We start from the raw sequence: 18,491 nt of genomic DNA on the forward strand, positions 1-18,491 counted from the left end.
CGATCGGGGGCGGGAATGACCGTTGACAGCGGTTACGCGGACATCTTCGGACCACAGGTGCCGCAGACGGGCGACGGCGGGCAGACACCGACCTTCGCCCTGGCCTCGGCGGCCTATCGGGACAACCCGGTCGAGGACATCAAGAAGGCCGACAACGAGTGGCACCAGACGGCGGTCAATCCCGGCCGCCGCTGGGCCAAGATCTTCCGGCCCAACCTCGGTGAGGCGTTCTCCCAGGCGGTGATCGACCGCATGCTGGGGGTCGGCCGCAAGCCGCTCATCCAGTCCTTCGGCAGTGAGCCGCAGGCCGTCGTCGAGCACTGCCTCGCGGCCAACCGCATCCGCCGCGAGCGCGACCAGAAGCTGACCGGCGTGATGCTGCTGTGCGGGGTGCTCTTCCTGCCGGGGCTGCTGGTGTGGCTGCTGGTCTTCCAACTGCGGGCGACCATGGGGAAGCTGGACAACAAGCGGGTCTCCGGCGTCGGCACCGGCCTGCTCGTCGCCGTGGGCGCCCTCGCCGTGCTCTTCCTGGTCAAGATGCCGTTCGGCGGCCTCGTGGGCTGGTACGCACGCGGATGCGTCGTGGCACCCGTGGCCGGCTGGTTCCTGGCCAAGCGGATCTGCGAGAGCACCGCGACGGACCTGCGCGGGCGCTGGGACAGCCTGCTGGCCGGCAGCAGCGTCGGCGCCAAGGTCCCCGAGGCCGTGCCGACCAGCCCGAACCAGACGGCGGCCGAGCAGCTGCGCCAGTCCCTGGCCCGGCTCAGCGCCGAACAGCAGTCCAACTCGGTCTTCTACGCCGGCCCCAAGGGCATACTCGGCATGGGCACGCGCTGGGGCGCCTGGCACCTCGCCGAGGAGCTGACACCGCTCGACCCCGTGAAGGGCGTCCACGAGTTCCGCAGCTGGACGGTCGTGCGGGCCATCCACGACCAGCTGAAGCTGCTGCCCCGACAGAGTCTGAAGACCGGCGGCTTCCCGCCGCCCTCGGTCCGGCACTGGATCGTCACCCCGGTCGGCGAGAACGCCAAGGCGGTCGCCCGGCCGGAGGGCACCGACGTCGAGGCGTACCAGGTCAAGCCGCGGGCCATAGAGGACATCTGCAACAACCAGCAGTTCGGCGGCGGCGACCGGCACTACCTGGGCGTCCAGTGGCCCCTCTGGGACGGCCAGTTGATCATCACCATGCTGATCACGGTGACCGTGCTGCACGAGACGCTGCGCATCGAGGTCACCGGCCACGCCCTGGGCCCCGTGAACGGCCTGTTCACCACGAAGTCCGAGGCCCCCACCAAGGAGGTCGCCAAGAGCGTCCGGTTCTGGGAGACGCGCACGGTCAAGCTCCCGCTGGTCACCCCCGACGAGGTGGTCCGGCTGGCCGCGCGGGCGACGATCAGCTGGTACCCGCCGCTGCTGAAGTGGCTCGGCGGTTCCATCGGCCTGCCGGAGCCCTTCGGTCTGCGGCACGCCTGGGCCGACCAGCCCTGGCGGCACCGCTTCATGGCCGACGACGCGCTGCGCGCGGCCACGCCGGTGCTGCGCGTGGTGCACACGGCCGCGATCAAGGTGCTCAAGGAACACGACGTGGACATCGACAAGTTCAGCTCGCGCTCGTCGGCGCTCAGCGGTGCGGTCCAGGACGTGTCACCGCGCAAGGCCGACACCTACGACGCGTAGGCCTCCGGCGGTCGGCCGGAATCGTGCGGGTGTCGTGGGTGCCGTCCCCCCGGGTGCCGTCCCCCCCCGGGTGCTGCGCCCCCGGACCCCCGCTGTCGGCCTGGACGGCTTCGTCCTCAAACGCCGGACGGGCTGGAATCGCCGGGCCGGAAGCCCGGGCCGGCGACCTAGGCCGGCGTCGGCCAGGCCTCCGCCAGCATTTTTCTCGTGTCTGCCAGGAGTTGCGGGAGGACGCGTGTGTGGCCCACCACCGGCATGAAGTTCGTGTCCCCGCCCCAGCGGGGCACGATGTGCTGGTGCAGGTGGGCGGCGATGCCGGCGCCCGCGACGGTTCCCTGGTTCATGCCGATGTTGAAGCCGTGCGCGCCGGACGCGAGGCGCAGGGCCGTCATCGCCTGCTTCGTCAACTCGGCGAGCTCGGCGGTCTCCGGCACCGTCAGGTCGGTGTAGTCGGCGACATGCCGATAGGGGACGGTCATCAGGTGGCCGCCGTTGTACGGGTACAGGTTCAGTACCGCGTACACATGCTCACCGCGGCGGACGACCAGCCCGTCCTCGTCGGATTTGGCCGGGATCGAGCAGAAGGGACAGCCGTCGTCGGCACCCGGACCGGTCGGCTTGTTCTCACCCTGGATGTAGGCCATCCGGTGGGGCGTCCACAGACGCTGGAACGCGTCCTGCGTGCCCACTCCGATCTGCTGTTCCGGCTCACTCGTCATGCAAGGCAGCATATTGCTTCGCCCATTCGCGGCGTGTCGGCGGGGCTGCGGGAAAGGCCTCGCGGGCCAAGCTGGGCCGATGGACGAAGACGGCCGTCTGGCCCGCTGGGAGCAGAGCACCGAGATCCCTCTCGCGCTGGCCTCCCTGGCCTTCCTGTGCGGGTACGCCATCCACGTTCTCGCCCAGGACATCACGGACGGCTGGCGGGACCTCGCCTTCGCCGTGATGCTGATCGCGTGGGCCATGTTCGGCGTGGACTACGCGGTGCGCTGGCGGCTCAGCGGACAGCGGCTGCGCTTCGTGCGCACCCACTGGCTGGACGGACTGGTCGTCCTGCTCCCCCTGCTGCGCCCGCTGCGGATCGTCAAGCTCTACGAGGCCGTGCAGCGCCGGCACGGGGAGCCCCGGTTCTCGCTGCACGCGCGCGTGATCGCCTACGCCGGGCTGTCCACGGGACTGCTCGGCTTCGCCGGCGCGCTCGCGGTGTACGACCAGGAACGGGGGGCTCCGGGCGCGAGCATGAAGACCTTCGGCGACGCCCTCTGGTGGACCTGCGAGACGCTCACCACGGTCGGCTACGGCGATGTCACCCCGGTCACCACGGGAGGCCGGCTGATCGCGGTCGGCATGATGGCGTGCGGGCTGGCGCTGCTTGGTGCGGTGACCGGATCGTTCTCGTCGTGGCTGATCCAGGTGTTCTCTCAGGAGGGCGACGCCCGGGACGGCGAAGGGCCCCCGCGGAGGTGAACTCCCCGGGGGCCCGCGCACTGCAGGGTCAGACCTGCGTCCGCTCCTCGACGACCTTCGCGATCTTCGCGAGGGCCTCGTCGAACGGGATGCCGTTCTCCTGCGAACCGTCGCGGTAGCGGAAGGAGACCGAGTCGCCCGACATGTCCTCGTCGCCCGCGATGACCATGAAGGGCACCTTCTGCTTCTGGGCGTTGCGGATCTTCTTCTGCATCCGGTCGGAGGAGGAGTCGACCTCCACCCGCAGGCCCCGCTTCTTCGCGGCCGCGGCGAACTTCTCCAGGTACTCCACGTGCCCGTCGCCGATCGGGATGCCGATCGCCTGGACGGGGGCCAGCCACGCCGGGAAGGCGCCCGCGTAGTGCTCCAGGAGCACCGCGAAGAACCGCTCGATCGAGCCGAAGAGGGCACGGTGGATCATCACCGGACGCTGCTTCGAGCCGTCGGGGCCGGTGTACTCGAGGTCGAAGCGCTCGGGCAGGTTGAAGTCGAGCTGGACGGTCGACATCTGCCAGGTGCGGCCGATGGCGTCCTTCGTCTGGACGGAGATCTTGGGGCCGTAGAAGGCGGCGCCACCCGGGTCGGGCACGAGCGGCAGGCCCTGCTTCTCGGCGACCTGGCGCAGCGTCTCGGTCGCCTCCTCCCAGGCCTCGTCGGAGCCGACGAACTTCTCCGGGTCCTTGGTGGACAGCTCCAGGTAGAAGTCGGTCAGGCCGTAGTCGCGCAGCAGGCCGAGGACGAAGGTGAGCGTCTTGTCGAGCTCCTCCGCCATCTGCTCGCGGGTGCAGTAGATGTGCGCGTCGTCCTGGGTGAAGCCGCGCGCGCGGGTCAGGCCGTGCACCACGCCCGACTTCTCGTACCGGTACACGGTCCCGAACTCGAAGAGGCGCAGCGGCAGCTCACGGTAGGAGCGGCCACGCGCGTCGAAGATCAGGTTGTGCATCGGGCAGTTCATGGGCTTGAGGTAGTAGTCCACGCCCTCGTCGAGCTGCATGGGCGGGTACATGCCGTCGGCGTACCAGTCCAGGTGGCCCGAGGTCTCGAAGAGCTTCCCCTTGGTCGCGTGCGGGGTGTAGACGAACTCGTAGCCCTCCTCCTCGTGACGGCGCCGCGAGTAGTCCTCCATGACCCGGCGGATGACGCCGCCCTTGGGGTGGAAGACGGCGAGGCCGGAGCCGATCTGCTCCGGGATGGAGAACAGGTCCAGCTCGCTGCCCAGCTTGCGGTGGTCGCGCTTCTCGGCCTCGGCGAGGAAGTCGAGGTGGGCCTTCAGCTCCTCCTTGGAGGGCCAGGCGGTGCCGTAGATGCGCTGGAGCATGGGGTTCTTCTCGCTGCCGCGCCAGTAGGCGGCCGCGTTGCGCATCAGCTTGAACGCCGGGATGTTGCGGGTGGTGGGCAGGTGGGGACCGCGGCAGAGGTCCTTCCAGCACAGGTCACCGGTCTTGGCGTCCAGGTTGTCGTAGATCGTCAGCTCGCCGGCGCCGACCTCGACGTCCGCGCCGTCGTCGGTGGAGGCCGAGCCCTTGATGCCGATGAGCTCGAGCTTGTAGGGCTCGTCGGCGAGCTCCTCGCGGGCGGCCTCGTCGGTGACCACGCGGCGGGCGAACCGCTGCCCGCGCTTCTGGATCTCCTGCATCTTCTTCTCGACGGCCTTGAGATCCTCGGGCGTGAACGGCTTCTCGACGTCGAAGTCGTAGTAGAAGCCGTCCTTGACCGGCGGGCCGATGCCCAGCTTGGCCTCGGGGAAGAGCTCCTGCACGGCCTGGGCCATGACATGCGCGGTGGAGTGGCGCAGGATGTTCAGACCGTCGGTGGAGGAGATCTCGACGGGCTCGACCTCCTCACCGTCGACGAGCACGTACGACAGGTCCCTGAGCTCGCCGGCCACGCGCGCGGCGATGATCGAGCGCTCGCCGGCGAAGAGGTCGGCGGCCGTGGTGCCCGTCGTCACCGTGCGCTCTTCCCGCTCGGAATCGCGTTGGATGATCACACGGACGTCCGACACCGGTATCTCCTGACTGAAGGTGGGTGCGGCGCCATACCCTGGGCGCGCGCAAGAGGCGATCGTACCGACCCGCACCCGCCGACCGCGAAATCAGTCCCCCGGCTCGTCCTCTCCGACGGCTTCCTCGAAGTAGTCCGCGCCCCCGGCGTTCCCCTGCACCGATTTCATCAGCCGGTCCCGCTCGGCCTCGTCGACCTGCACGGCCACCACCCCGCAGGCGCCGGTGACCCTGCGGAAACCGCCCCTGCTCTCGAGCCGGCCCTGCACCCGCACCGGCAGTCCGACCAGGTGGGCCTGCCCGGCGATGCGGTAGTCCTCCTCGTCGAGGGTGAGCCGGACGTGCGGGATGTCGGCGCCGGCCAGCACCCGCAGCCGTACGCTGCCCTCGCCGCGCGGCCCCGACCTGCGCATCCGGACGACCGCGCCGGTGATCCGCACCGGCACGGAGGGCTCCGCGCGGAGATAGCGGGCGCCCGCCTCGCGCAGTACGGAAAGGTCTCCGGGTGAGAACTCGACCGGTTCACCGCCCGCGGCGCAGCCCCCGGGAACCCCGGCGTTCGGCGCCCACTCGACGGCGATCCGGGCGCCCTCGGTGCCCCGGACGAGGGTGATCAGCGCCTCGGTGAGCTCGCGGCTGGCGCCGGCCTCCACCGCGCTGTCGAAGGCGTCCATGCCCCCGGTGGCCCGCTGGTAGTCGATGGCCTCACGGATCGCGTACAGGGCCTGGTGGAGGCGGACGGCCAGGGGGCGGGCGCCCACGACGGGCGCGAAGGCCGTGAGAAGGCGTCCACCGGCCGCGGAGCCGACGAGGACGCTCTCCAGCGTCGCGAAGGCCGCGCGGCGGTGCCGGGCACCGTGGTAGCCGGCACGCGCGCGTGTGGCGAGCGCGCCGGCCAGCAGCATCTGACGGGCGGCGGAGCGCAGCTGCTCCTCGACGGGCCAGGACGCGGCCCCGGCGGGCCCGGCCGGGGTGTCCCGCCACCAGCGGATCTCGTCGCTCGGGACGGCGAGGCCGACGAGCACCTCACGCGCGGAGGGCATGCCGCTGCGGGCCAGCGCGAGCAGCGCCTCGCCGAGCAGGTCGTCGCTGTCGGGGAAGGCCCGGCTCTCCGGCACGAGAAGGCTGGTCCCGCCCCCGCCCGGCCCGGGCGGGGTCCAGCGGCCGTAGCGGCCCGCGGCACCGCCGCGCCGCTGCCAGCCGTGCCGGCGCAGCAGGGCACCGAGGACGGCCGGGTCGACCTCGCCGGGCTCGGGCGCCTGGTTCCAGTGGGCCTCGGGGTGCGGCCGTACGGCCCGCAGTGGCTCGTCGAGGGGGCGGTGGGTCATGGTCTGCCTCCCGTCCCGGCCCGCGTCATGATCTCGCACAGCGCCCGGTCGTCGAAGATGCGTGTGGTCGGTATCCGCACGGTGGTCCGGGTCCGGCCGGTGATCGGGTGGCCGGCGAGATTGACCCAGTAGCAGCAGTGCCGCAGTTCGAGGCAGTCGTGGCCGGCGCGCAGCCACTGGTCCTGGGACCGCGGGACGAGCATCACGACGAGGATCTTGTGCACCGACACCGGGGTGCGGGCGAGTTTGCGCAGGTGGTCGTTGTCGAGCGTGAAGGAGAAGAAGCGGCCGGGCGGGTTGGGCCGGATCTGGTAGGTCGCCTTGAGCTGCACCTTGATGGTGACCTCGTCGTCGACGGTGTGCCCGGGTGCGCTGTGGCTGACGTGCCAGTCGATGCCGTTGTCCGGGAACGGCTGGGACAGCGAGCACCCCGCCGCCGCCGCGACGGAGTGCAGATAGCCCACCTGGAGTGTCTCCATGCAGGCGGTGGTGGCGAGCGTGCCGCGATGAAGCCCTTCGCGTTCGGGCAGCAGCCCGCCCCGCTCGGGCTGCGCTATCGCCATGACCAACAGCCTTCCACGCAAAGCCAGTCCCCGTGACGGGTCGCTGAACTGCGAGGACCCGTACTCGTGTTGTGTCCTTCCGGCGTACGTCGCAAACAGCCCGGGTATCACCAAACAGGCAGAAGACGGGGCGTCAGCTGCCGTGGGTGAACGAGGGGTTGTGTGGGTATGACGTACTGGTACGAGGGGCCTCTGGCCGCCTTTGACACGGAGACGACGGGCGTCGACGTGGAGACCGACCGCATCGTGTCGGCCGCCCTCGTCGTCCAGGATGCGCCGGGAGGCCGGCCGAGGGTGAGCCGCTGGCTGGTGAACCCGGGCGTGCCGGTGCCGGCCGGGGCGACGGAAGTGCACGGACTGACGGACGACCATCTCCAGCGCAACGGCCGCTGGCCGTCGCCGGTGATGTTCGAGATAGCCGGGCTGCTCGCCGAACAGGCCGCCGCGGGACGTCCGCTGGTGGTGATGAACGCGCCGTTCGACCTGACGCTGCTCGACCGTGAGCTGCGCAGGCACCGCGCCTCCGCGCTGGACCACTGGCTCGACGCGACGCCGCTGCGGGTGCTGGACCCACGGGTCCTCGACAAGCACCTGGACCGCTACCGCAAGGGCCGGCGCACCCTCACCGACCTGTGCGCGCACTACGGCGTCACGCTGGCCGACGCGCACGACGCGGCGGCGGACGCGCTGGCCGCCCTGGAGGTCGTCCGGGCGCTGGGACGACGGTTCGCGGCCCGGCTGGAACGGCTGTCCCCCGCCGAGCTGCACACGCTCCAGACGACCTGGCACGCGGCGCAGGCGCGGGGGCTCCAGGCGTGGTTCGCGCGCAGCGGTACACCGGAGACGGTGGACACCTCCTGGCCGCTGCGCCCGGAGCTGCCGGCGGCGGCCTAGGCCGGGGCACCGACACAAAAAAGCCGGTCCGCGTGACGCGGACCGGCCTTTCCCGGTGGGCGATACTGGGTTCGAACCAGTGACCTCTTCGGTGTGAACGAAGCGCTCTCCCACTGAGCTAATCGCCCGGGAACGCACCGAACAATACAGGTCTTCGCGGGCTTCCTTCAAACCGCTTCGAGGTACGCGGCCAGGCCGCGCCGTCCGGCCCGCATCATCAGCCGGTGGTTGAGGCGGAACACCGGCCGGCCGGGGACGGCGAACCGCCGCAGCAGCGGCTTGTTGACCTGGACCACCTGCTCGTAGCGGGCGAGGGTGCCGGAGCCGTCGGCGGTGACCGTCCAGCGCGCCCAGCCGTCGATGTCGCCCGTCATCGCGATCTCCAGGACTCCGGCCGCCGCGTCGCGCCGCACCTCCCGCGCGGTGAAGGTCAGGTCGTACGGGAGGAGCGAGCGGACGCGGATCACGCCGGTCGCGCCGTCGACCTGGGTCACCTCGCGCACCTGGCGCCACCAGCGCGGGTAGTCCTCGGCCCGCTCCAGCGCGTCGTACACGCGGGCGGGCGGCGCGGGCAGGGCCCACAGGCTGCGGAAGCGGTAACGGGTCCAGTCCATGGGCCGAGTGTGCCCGCGCGGGAGCCGGCCGAACGGGAATTGAGTACGTTCTGAGTACGTGCGCTCATGCCGTCGGGCGTGACGCGGACCACACTGCGGCACATGACGTATTTTCCGCCCCCGGCCGAGGAGCTGCGCTTCCTCGACAGCGAGCTCCGGCAACTGGACGCCCGCCGGGCCCAGTTGCTGGCCCGCCGCGCCTGGCTGATCACGATGGTTCAGCAGACGGTACAGCCGGCCCCGCCGGTGTGGCCGAGCCGGCCGGCGCAGTCCGGCCCCTCCGCCCGTCCCGAGGCCACCGCCCCGGGTGTGCAGAACGTCCTCCTCCTGCTCGGCGGTGTGCTGCTCACCATCGCGGCGATGGTGTTCACGCTGGTCAGCTGGGGGCATCTGGGGATCGCGGGCCGATCCCTGGTGCTGGGCGCGGTCACGCTGGCGGTGCTCGGCGCGCCCGTGGCGCTGCTGCGGCGGGGGCTGCGTTCGACCGCCGAGTCGGTGGCCGGCCTCGGCCTCGCGCTGACCGTGCTGGACGCCTACGCCCTGCACGAGGTCGTGTTCACGGCGGCGGACGGTACGACGTACGCGGCGGCGGCCTCGACGGCGCTGGCGGCACTGTGGGCGGCGTACGGCACGGCGCTCACCGCGCTGCCGGGTTCGGCCGCGCTGCGACTGCCGCACCCCGCCGCCCTGGCGGTCGCCCAACTCCCCCTGGTCCTGTGGACGGTCGCACTCGGCGGCGGCCCGCTCACGGTCACGGCCGCGGTGCTGCTGACGACGGCGTTCGACGCGGTGGTGGCGCTCCGGGTGTCCGAGCGGCCGGTGTGTCTCGTCGCCGTGGTGTGCGCGTTCGGCACGGGCGGCTGGGGTGTCCTGGCGGCCGGTCTGCTCTGTCTGGGAGCGGCCGGTCCGAGCGCCGCCGCCCGTGCGGCGGCGCTCCTCCTCCTGGCGGCGGCGATCGCCCTGGGCGTGGCCCGGTTCGCGCCGCGGCCGGGGCTCGCGACGGGTATGGCGACGACCGGCGTCCTGTGCGTGGTGGCCGGCCTGGGCGGTGTCCTCCGGGTGTCGGTACCCGGCGACTGGGTGGTGCCGGCCTGTCTGGCCTGCGGTATCGCGCTGTTGGCCGCCGCGCGAGGCCCGGCGGCGGTGCGCCGGGGTGTCGCCCTGGCGTCCGGTGTCGTCCAGGCGGGTGCGGTGCTGTGGGCGGTGCCCGCCGTGGGCGTCACGCTGCTGGGACCGGTGGCGTGGCTGCGGCACATCTGGGCCGGGGCCCCGGCCGACGCCCGTGCCGCGGTGACGGTCGACGCCTTCTGGCCGCCGTACGCCGTCACGGTGCCGCTGGTCCTCCTCGCGGTCGCCGCGGTCCTGGCCACGGCGGTCCGCGGCGAGGAGCGGCGCCCGCAGGCACTGACCGCCGCGCTGACACTGACCTGGGCCGCGGGGCTCGTCGCGCCCACGGCCCTGGAGCTTCCCTACCTCGTCGGTCTGTTGATCCAGGGGCTCACCGTGCCGGCGCTCCTGGCCCCGGCGCTTCGAGGGGCGGCGCTTCGGGGGGCGGTTGCGCGGACGGCCACCGGGCTCGCCCTGCTCACCTCGCTCGGTCTCGCCTTCCTGTCGCTGGCCACCGAGCCGGCGACCCTCGGCGTTCTCGCGTCGCTGACCGTGGTGTTCGCGGTGGCCGCGTGGCGCGGTCCACAGGCGCCGGTGTCCGCGGCGGCCGCCCTGGGCTGGGCCACGGCCCTGGCCTGCGCCGTGGGCGCGTCCGCCGGCTGGCAGCCGGAGCTCGTCGCGCTGCTGGTGCTCGTCGTCCCGGTGGCAGCGGCCCTGCTCGCGGCGCGGCTGGACGACTCCGTGACGACGGTGACGGTCGAGGTGACGGGGGCCGTCGCCGGGCTGGTCGCCATCGGTCTCGCGGTGGCCGACCCGCCCCTGCTGGCCCTGGTGCTGTCCCTGTGCGGGGTGATCGTGGCCGGCACGGCCGTACGTCCGGACCGCCGTGACGTCGGCTACGCGGCGGTCGCCCTCTTCGTGCTGGCCGCGTGGGTCCGGCTGGCGGCCTGGCGGGTGGGGCTCCCGGAGGCGTACACGCTGCCGGTCACGGTCCCGGCGCTGCTCGTCGGAGCCCTGCGGCGGCGCCGCGACCCGGCCGCGTCGTCCTGGACGGCCTACGGTCCCGGTCTCACCGTGACGCTCCTGCCGAGCCTCGCCACGGCCTGGAGCGACGTCGAGTGGACGCGCCCGCTGCTGCTGGGCGCGGCCGGGCTGCTGCTCACCCTGCTGGGCGCCCGGTACCGGCTGCGGGCCCCGCTCGTGCTGGGCGGCTCGGTGCTCGCCCTGGTCACGCTGCACGAACTCGCCCCGTACCTGGTCCAGATGACCGACGCGCTCCCCCGCTGGGTGCCTCCCGCCCTCGCCGGGCTGCTGCTGCTCGCACTCGGTGCGACGTACGAGCGGCGGCTGCGCGATGTCCGGCGGGTGCGGGAGGTCCTGGGGCGGATGAACTAGCTGTCCGTCACGGCATCTTGTCGCCGAGCAGCGCCAGGTTCTCGATGGCGGCGAGACCGTAGAGGGCGGTGTCGTTGGTGGCCACCCAGGTGGCCTCGCTGCCCGCCACCAGGGCGGCGGGGCCGCTCACCGGCTCCGTCTTCCAAGGCGAGGACTCCAGGTATCCGTCGGAGCTGTAGAACTTCGTCCACGCCCGCTTGGCGAGCGTCTCGTCCCCGGTCTGGACGGCGGCGTACGCGTCGAGACGTGAGTGGCCCTGGAAGAGCAGCAGGGTGCCGAAGTTGCTGCCGTAGCGCGCCGCCTGTTCCGCCTTGGTGGCGTTGAAGTAGCGGCAGTAGTCCAGGTACGCCTCCTTGAACTTCGGGATGTCGACCAGGTGGATGAGCTCGGCGCACAGTTCGTTGAGGCCGAAGACGGCCGACAGGTGCGAGACGCCGACGACTGGGGTGGTGGCCACCGCGAACCTGCCGGTGTCCAGGTCGTACAGGCCGCTGCCCTGCACGAAGCCGTTGGGCTGGGCGCCGATGGTCTCCATGGTGGACAGGACGCGGGCCTTCGCCTTCTCCCACTTCGGGCCCTTGCGTTCCCACTCGGTCAGCCACGCCGACACCAGACCGCTCCAGTCGGTGCCGAAGCCGATCGACAGGGCGTGCCGGTCGGGGGTGTACGGCTCGGTGCGGATCTTGCGCAGCGGGTCCAGGGCGAGGAACGTCTCGTCGGAGTCGACGTTGGCGTGCATGAGGTCGCCGACGCGTTCGTCCGCGGTGAGGAAGTAGTAGTAGCGGCGGTAGGTGGTGTTGGCGATGCGCTGCTGCTTGGCGCTGTCGGCGTAGTGCTGCACGCCGTGCCGGGTGCCCAGGCCCGCCCACTGGCCGAGGTGGTAGACGTCGACCTCGCCGGTGTGCCGGGTCATCGCCTCGGCGAAGCGGAAGATGTCCGCGCGGCCGGAGCGCAGATAGGCGAACCAGAGCCAGAGGTCCGGTGACAGCTCGGAGTTGTCCCAGGCGTAACCGCCGATGTCGTACCGCCACTGGTGCCTGACGGCGTCGTAGGTGTGCATGATGTCGCCGTAGTCCCAGAAGCCGTACCAACGGCGCTGCTCCACCTGGTCCTTGTAGTAGGTGAAGAGGAAGTCGAGGTGGTCCTCGATCTTCGTCTTGGCGGGAGTGGAGCGGTCCGGCTCGGCGTACAGACCCGGGCCGAACACCTTGGCCTTGATGAGCTGCTTGGGCGGGGCGGCGAGCTGGGGCAGCACCCGGACGGCCTCGACCTGTTCGGCGAGCTTCTCCGGAGCGGGGGTCGACTCGTTGGCCCAGAAGAGGAGTTCGGAGGTACGGGCGATGCCATAGGGGGTGCCGAAGCCGGGCTCGTAGTCCTCGTAGGTGATGTTGAGGCCTTCGAGCTGTTCGGGGAAGGTGTCCTGGCCCATGCCGTCGTGATAGAAGCGCAGGTCCATGGGCTGCGCCTCGGGCGACCAGAGCCAGAGGGTGACCTCCGCCTCGTCGGTGTGCGCGTCGCGGATGTCGAGCTGGGCGGGGTGCTTCTCCCAGAAGTCCCTGAGGCCGAACGAGAACCCGCCGCTCGCCCCGCCGACGTATCCGAAGCCGGAGGCCCGCTTTCCGCCGCCGGCGCCGATCCAGCCGTAGCCCTTCTTGGTGCGCTTGCGCAGTGTGAAGCCGTCCGCGGACAGCTGGGAGAGGGTGTAGTCGCCCCACTCGGGGATGTACTGGAGGCGGGTGGTGACCCGCTGGTCCCAGGTGGCGGGGTCGGGGAGCTTCTGGCCCGCGTACTGGGCCGCCTGCACCGCCGCACCGGGGTCACGGCGCAGACCCGTGATGCCCTTGACCGCCTCGCGCAGCAGACCGGTGCCCTCGCCGCCGATGCGGATGTGGCGGTCGTAGGACTCGTCACGCATCGGGACGGTGAAGCGGACGCCCAGCCCCCGGATGAAGTCGCCGCTCGCCTTGCCGGGCTCCTGCTTGCCGTCGTAGGTGATGGTGTGCACCATGCGGAAGGAGTCGGCGCCCGCGTAGAAGTACAGCCGGATGGAGAACGGGAGCCAACTGCGGCTGCCCTTGCGGTGCTTGCCGTCGATGCGGACGACCGCGCGGACCGGGCCGCTCTGCTCGACGGTGACCTCGTCGATGGCGCCCTCGAAGCGCTCGGTCTTGACGGTGCCCTGGTCCTCGTCCTCGATCTCGGGCTGCCGGATCAGGACCAGCCGGCCGTTCTTGGCGATCTCGGTGGAGCCACGGGTGACGGACTTGATGAGGGTGGCGCCCGACTTGCCGATCTTCGCGGTGATGACGCCCGTCGACACGGTGATGGTGCCGCCGCTCTTGTCGACGGTGACCTTCTTGGCGGGCGCGGCCGGGGCGCCGGCGGCGAGGGTGAGCTTGCCGGAGCCCGAACCGACGGCGTGCGCCGTCCACTTCAGCGACCCGTCCGGCCAGTAGGCGAGCGGCCAGGACTGTACGGGGACGTCCTTGCCCTCGGCGTCCGTCAGCGCGAAGGTCTGGTCCTCCTGGTAGGTGCCCATGGGCCAGGGCACGCCGAGCGTGGAACCGGGGGCGGCGCCGAGGCCGCCGTCCTCCAGCCAGTCCAGGGTCACGGGATCGGCGTCGGCCGAGGCGGCTCTCGGCTCGGCCTGCGCGTCCTTGGCGCCCAGGGCCCAGCTGAACTGGGCGGCGGCTCCGGCGACGGCAGCCGCCTTGAGGAGGGACCTACGGGGGATGGGAGACATGGGATGCAGCCTTTCCTTTCCGTGCGGGTGCAGGGGTGGTCAGGGGCATGACAGAGAGAGGCACGGCGCCCGGGGCGCCGGCCTGGTGCGAGGGCACGGCCGTCAGCGGCGCCGGTACCGCTCCTCGACGGCGACGGCCGCAGCCGCGACGGCCCCGAGGACGGGGATCGCCAACGGCGCGACGACCCAGGCGGACAGGATGACGACGGCCAGCCCGCAGACGATCAGGAAGGAACCGGCGGGATCGAGCACGGTCCGTCGCCCGGCCTCCGCCAGCAGTGCCCGCCAGGCGCGGCCCGGCGTCCAGACGGCCGCCGCCCGCAGCAGGGCCACGGCGAGCCCGATCAGCGCGAGGATGCCGACGGCCCCGACGAGCGGCCCGCCGGGAATCCCGGCCCGCGCCGCCAGGACGTCCATCCAGACCGCGGCGGCCGCCGCCCACCCGGCGAGCCCGACGAGCCACCCGCCGCGCACGGCCGCCCGGAAGTCCGTGACGAACTCCCGCGCGCCACCGACCTCATGGGACGTACGGCGCCGCAGATGCCGTGCGCCGGCGGCGAAGGCCGCGGGGTAGGTGACGACCCCGAGGCAGGCCACGGCGATCCACACTCCGGTGAGCAGACACTCGGCGAACACCGCGAAGCGCTCCCCGAACACGGACTCCTTGCGTGGCTTCACACGCGCTTGCGCCATGGTGAACCTCCTCAGCCCTTCAGTCCGGAGGTCGCCATGCCGTCGATGAGATAGCGCTGGAAGGCCATGAAGAAGGCGATGACCGGAACCAGCGCCACCAGCGACATCGCGATCATGCTGCCGTAGTTGGAGATGCCCTCCTGGTCGCGGAACATCATCAGGCCGAGCGAAACGGTGTACTTGGACGGGGTGTTGAGATAGATCAACGGCCCCATGAAGTCGTTCCACGCGTTGATGAAGGTGAAGATGGCGCTGGTGATGATGGCCGGGCGGCTCAGCGGCAGCACGATGGACCAGTAGGTCCTCAGGTGCCCGCAGCCGTCGAGCTTGGCGGCCTCGTCCAGCTCGCGCGGCAGCCCGCGCATGAACTGCACCATCAGGAAGACGAAGAACGCCTCCGTGGCCAGGAACTTCCCCGCGACGAGCGGCACGAGCGTGTCGATGTAGCCGAGGTTGCGGAACAGCACGTACTGCGGGATGAGCAGCACGTGGTACGGCAGCAGCAGGGTGCCGATCATCAGAGTGAACAGCAGGTTCCGCCCGGCGAACCGGATCTTGGCGAAGGCGTACGCCGTCAGCGAGCTGGAGAGCACCACACCGACCACGGCCAGGCCCGCGTACATCAGCGAGTTGGTGAAGAAGCTGGTGATGGAGATGCCGGAGATGCCGTCGGCGAGCCCGGAGAAGTTCGCCCAGACCGGTTCGGTGGGCAGCAGGTCGAGGCTGGCGATGATGTCCTTGCTCGGCTTGAACGAGGCGCCGAGCACCCAGACGACCGGGTAGAGGACGACCGCGAGCACGAGGATCGCGCCCACGTGCCAGGCGAGAGATCCGATGCGCCGCCGCTCGTGCGCGGGACGCACGGCGGGGCTGGTGGCACTCGTCACTTGGCGGCCTCCTCGTAGTGCACCCACTTCTTCTGCGACCAGAACAGGACCGCCGTGACGAGCGCCACCGCGATCACCAGCGTCCAGGCCATCGCGGAGGCGAAGCCCATCTGGGCCTCCTTGAAGCCCTTCTGATACAGGTAACAGGTGTAGACGAGGGTGGCGTCGGCCGGCCCGCACCGGGTGTCGGAGACGACGTACGCCGAGCCGAACACCTGGAACGCGTGGATGGACTCCAGCAGCACGTTGAAGAAGAGCACCGGGGAGATCATCGGCAGCGTGATGTTCCAGAACCGCCGGAAGGGGCCGGCCCCGTCCATCTCGGCGGCCTCGTACAGCTCCTGCGGCACCTGCTTGAGCCCCGCCAGGAAGATGACCATGGGCGCACCGAACTGCCAGATGCTCAGAGCCACCAGGGAGTACAGGACATAGTCCGGGTTGCCGATCCAGCCGCCGACGTCCAACCCGAAGATCTTCTGCGTACGGTCCACGACGGCGTCGTCGGAGAACAGCGCCCGCCACACGAAGCCCACGGAGACGCTGGCGCCGATGAGCGACGGCATGTAGAACGCGGCCCGGTACAGAGCCTGTCCGCGCCGCTTCTGCGCGAGCAGCAGCGCCACTCCGAGCGCGAGGAGCAGCTTCAGCGGTGTGGCGACGACGACGTACTTCAGCGTGACCTCGACCGACTTCTGCCAGCGCGGGTCCTGGAACATCGTCGTGAAGTTGTCCAGCCCCACCCACCGGGGTGGCGTGAACAGGTTGTAGCTGGTGAACGCGTAGTAGAGCGAGGCGATCATCGGCCCCGCCGTAAGCAGCAGGAAACCCGCGATCCACGGCGACATGAAGAGATAGCCGGCGAGGTTCTCGCGGCGCCGCCCGCGCCGCCCGGCGACAGGAGCGGCGGACCGCTTCTTCGCCGGGCGGGCGGGCGCTTCCTTGACGAGCGTCATGGTGGTACGTCCCCTCAGCCCGCGAACGCGGCCTTGGCCTCGCTGAACAGCGCCTTCGCGGCATCGGCCGGCTTGGTCTTGCCCTGGGCGACCTCACCGCCGATCCGCAGGAAGGCCGCCTCGATGACGTCCGCGCCGGACGGGTGCGGGGTGATCTTCCCGAGGACTCCGGCCTTGGCGACCTCGTCCTCGTAGGCCGAGACACCCTTGTTGTTGGGGTCGGTCGGCTTGAAGGCGTCGTACTGCTCGGTGGTAGCGAGGATGCCGCGGTCGTAGCCCATGATCTTGCCGGCCTCGGGGTCGTGGACCATGAAGTCGATGAACTGGGCCACTTCCTTCGGGTGCTTCGTCCCGGAGAAGGCGCTCAGCATCAGCGAACCGAGGTACTGGCCGGTGTCCTTGCCGTCCGTGGTGGGGATCGGCGCGAGCCCGTAGTCCGACTCGCCCTCGCCCTGGTAGCGGATGGAGAAGTTGTCCCAGGTGAACTCGGACGCGGCGAGGCCCGCCGAGAGACCGGACTTCGGCTTGACCTGCTCGATCTTCTTCGGGTCGGCGACCAGCCCGGACTTCACGCGCTTGTAGCCGTCCTCCCACCACTGCGTCACATCGTCCTCGGTGAAGCCGAGATCGCTGTCGGTGAAGAAGGCCTTGCCGTTCTGACGCAGGTACAGGTCGTAGAGGTACATGATGCTGAAGTAGCCGGTGTCGCCGGCGATCTTCAGCTTGTCCTGGATCTTCTGCAGCGCGGCGAAGTACTCGTCCCAGGTCCACCCGAACTTAGCCTCGACGCCCGCCTTCTTGAAGGCGTTGAGGTCGATGACGAGCGCCATGGTGTTGGCGCCGACGGGTATGCCGATCTGCTTTCCGTCGACCTGACCGTTCGCCAGCACCCCGTTGCGGAAGTTCTCCAGGTTCAGGTTCCCCGCGTCCGCCTGCGACTTGAGATCCATCAGAACCCCGCGCTTGTCGTACTTGCGCAGAAAGCCGACCGCATTCTGGAAAACGTCCGGCGGATTCCCGCCGGAGGCCTGGGTCTGGAACTTCTCCCAGAACGCCTCGTAGTCGGTGAATTCGGGCTTGATCTTGATCTTCGGGTACTTCTTCTCGAAGAGCGCGATCGTCTTCTTGATCGCGATGGTGCGCGGCTCGCCGCCCCACCAGGCGTAACGGATCGTGACCGTCCCGTCCGCCGACGTACCGTCGCCTCCCCCGCACCCCGTGGTCGCGGCCAGGCCCAGTGTGGCCGCCGTCGCCCCCGCGGCCTTCAGGATCGTTCGCCTCTCAACATTCCTGCTGGTTCCCACAGTCGGGCCCTCCCCGCAGCGTCGTTGCCGCTTGCATGAATCGTTTCAAGAAAGCGCTTGCTGGCACAAGGTACGAGGGGGTTGAGAGAGCGTCAATGATTCGGACAGGAATTTCTTGCACGCGGACTCTTCGATGAACCACGCCCGTTCGAGTGGTGTGGTCTCACCGACCGGGCGAACTCGCAGGTGAGAGACGTACGTTCGCATCACCGAACCGCTGACCGGTCGTCGGAAGATCACGCCGAGGGGCTGAAATCCGCCTGCGGGAAAGGGAGTCGCCCGAGGCGCGGGAGCCTGGGCGGGACGAGGGAGCGGCGGGTTGACGAGCAGGTCGCCCAGCACCCGGCTCATCCGTTTGCCGTTCATCTCGACCGGAAAGGGCTCGACCTGGACGCCGGCGAGCCGTACGCCGTGTCGACGGACGAGCGGGTCGGCGTCGGCGTCGGCGAGGGAGGGTGCTGGAAGCTGGGGCGGGGCGGGTGAGGCGAGGGACGGCGCAGGAGGCGGGGACGGGGATCGAGGCTCGTCGCCAGGGGGTGACCGAGGCAGCGGCGGGGCCGGGCTCGAAGGGGCCGAGAGGGGCACTCCAGGCCCCAAGGGGCGGGGAGGGGGCACTGCCAGGCTCGAAGGGCTGGGAGGCGGTGCGAGCAACCGGGCTCGAAGGGGCGGAGGGAGGCGTCACAGGGACCGAGGCTGGAGAGGGTGGGGCCGAGCCCGCAGGGGCGGGGAGGCAGCGCAAGCCGGGCTCGAAGGGGCGGAGAGGCGGTGCGGCCGGGACTGGCGGCCGGAGAGGGCTCTGCGGGCGCGGGCGGGGCGCTGGTTGCCGCTGCTGACGACGTCGGCCCGCCTGCGTTCTCGCAGGC

At 70.8% G+C, this 18,491-nt stretch carries 14 protein-coding genes and 1 tRNA gene; 4 read left to right on the plus strand and 11 right to left on the minus strand.

The window, feature by feature from the left end:
• The first annotated feature begins 15 nt into the window (after positions 1-15).
• On the plus strand, positions 16-1,677 hold the full coding sequence (locus ACFVYS_RS35610) for a hypothetical protein (protein ID WP_389508901.1): 1,662 nt from the start codon (positions 16-18) through the stop codon (positions 1,675-1,677).
• 167 nt (positions 1,678-1,844) lie between these two features.
• On the opposite strand, the gene ACFVYS_RS35615 is transcribed toward ACFVYS_RS35610, so the two are convergent.
• Positions 1,845-2,408 carry an HIT domain-containing protein gene (locus ACFVYS_RS35615; protein ID WP_078615651.1) on the minus strand — a complete coding sequence of 188 codons (564 nt, stop codon included), beginning with the start codon at positions 2,406-2,408 and terminating at the stop codon, positions 1,845-1,847.
• Positions 2,409-2,475: 67 nt separating this feature from the next.
• On the opposite strand from ACFVYS_RS35615, the gene ACFVYS_RS35620 reads away from it, so the two are divergent.
• Complete coding sequence (locus ACFVYS_RS35620; protein ID WP_389508903.1) at positions 2,476-3,144, plus strand: potassium channel family protein; 669 nt, start codon at positions 2,476-2,478, stop codon at positions 3,142-3,144.
• Positions 3,145-3,172: 28 nt separating this feature from the next.
• On the opposite strand, the gene thrS is transcribed toward ACFVYS_RS35620, so the two are convergent.
• The 3 genes from thrS to ACFVYS_RS35635 form a co-directional block, all read right to left on the minus strand.
• Positions 3,173-5,149 carry a threonine--tRNA ligase gene (gene thrS / locus ACFVYS_RS35625; protein ID WP_389508905.1) on the minus strand — a complete coding sequence of 659 codons (1,977 nt, stop codon included), beginning with the start codon at positions 5,147-5,149 and terminating at the stop codon, positions 3,173-3,175.
• 90 nt (positions 5,150-5,239) lie between these two features.
• Positions 5,240-6,475 (minus strand): hypothetical protein, encoded by a 1,236-nt coding sequence (locus ACFVYS_RS35630; RefSeq protein ID WP_389508907.1) that lies wholly within the window; start codon positions 6,473-6,475, stop codon positions 5,240-5,242.
• On the minus strand, positions 6,472-7,038 hold the full coding sequence (locus ACFVYS_RS35635) for a DUF4365 domain-containing protein (RefSeq protein WP_389508909.1): 567 nt from the start codon (positions 7,036-7,038) through the stop codon (positions 6,472-6,474). The genes ACFVYS_RS35630 and ACFVYS_RS35635 overlap by 4 nt, the downstream gene beginning before the upstream one ends.
• 168 nt (positions 7,039-7,206) lie before the next feature.
• On the opposite strand from ACFVYS_RS35635, the gene ACFVYS_RS35640 reads away from it, so the two are divergent.
• The gene (locus ACFVYS_RS35640; RefSeq protein WP_389508911.1) at positions 7,207-7,932 is read left to right on the plus strand and encodes a 3'-5' exonuclease; all 726 of its coding nucleotides are present in this window, start codon (positions 7,207-7,209) and stop codon (positions 7,930-7,932) included.
• A gap of 56 nt (positions 7,933-7,988) precedes the next feature.
• Here ACFVYS_RS35640 and ACFVYS_RS35645 read toward each other — a convergent pair.
• Together ACFVYS_RS35645 and ACFVYS_RS35650 are read right to left on the minus strand one after the other, a co-directional pair.
• Positions 7,989-8,060, minus strand: a tRNA-Val gene (locus ACFVYS_RS35645).
• A gap of 39 nt (positions 8,061-8,099) precedes the next feature.
• A complete protein-coding gene (locus ACFVYS_RS35650) occupies positions 8,100-8,546 on the minus strand; it encodes an SRPBCC family protein (protein WP_389508912.1) in 447 nt (148 codons plus the stop codon).
• A gap of 66 nt (positions 8,547-8,612) precedes the next feature.
• On the opposite strand from ACFVYS_RS35650, the gene ACFVYS_RS35655 reads away from it, so the two are divergent.
• Positions 8,613-11,048, plus strand: coding sequence for an SCO7613 C-terminal domain-containing membrane protein (locus ACFVYS_RS35655; RefSeq protein ID WP_389508914.1), 2,436 nt, complete (start codon positions 8,613-8,615; stop codon positions 11,046-11,048).
• Between the two features lie 7 nt (positions 11,049-11,055).
• Here the strand turns inward: ACFVYS_RS35655 and ACFVYS_RS35660 are convergent, their stop codons facing one another.
• From ACFVYS_RS35660 to ACFVYS_RS35680, 5 genes are all read right to left on the minus strand, one after another.
• The gene (locus ACFVYS_RS35660; RefSeq protein WP_389508915.1) at positions 11,056-13,791 is read right to left on the minus strand and encodes a Tat pathway signal sequence domain protein; all 2,736 of its coding nucleotides are present in this window, start codon (positions 13,789-13,791) and stop codon (positions 11,056-11,058) included.
• A 102-nt stretch (positions 13,792-13,893) separates the two neighbouring features.
• Positions 13,894-14,484 carry a hypothetical protein gene (locus tag ACFVYS_RS35665; RefSeq protein ID WP_389508917.1) on the minus strand — a complete coding sequence of 197 codons (591 nt, stop codon included), beginning with the start codon at positions 14,482-14,484 and terminating at the stop codon, positions 13,894-13,896.
• An 11-nt stretch (positions 14,485-14,495) separates the two neighbouring features.
• A complete protein-coding gene (locus ACFVYS_RS35670) occupies positions 14,496-15,371 on the minus strand; it encodes a carbohydrate ABC transporter permease (protein WP_389508918.1) in 876 nt (291 codons plus the stop codon).
• A complete protein-coding gene (locus ACFVYS_RS35675; protein ID WP_057606941.1) occupies positions 15,368-16,324 on the minus strand; it encodes a carbohydrate ABC transporter permease in 957 nt (318 codons plus the stop codon). Before ACFVYS_RS35675 ends, ACFVYS_RS35670 begins: the two co-directional genes overlap by 4 nt.
• Before the next feature lie 14 nt (positions 16,325-16,338).
• A complete protein-coding gene (locus ACFVYS_RS35680) occupies positions 16,339-17,628 on the minus strand; it encodes an ABC transporter substrate-binding protein (protein WP_389508920.1) in 1,290 nt (429 codons plus the stop codon).
• Between the last annotated feature and the right edge of the window lie 863 nt (positions 17,629-18,491).

Source organism: Streptomyces sp. NPDC058295, from assembly GCF_042880655.1.
Classification (GTDB): domain Bacteria; phylum Actinomycetota; class Actinomycetes; order Streptomycetales; family Streptomycetaceae; genus Streptomyces; species Streptomyces coriariae.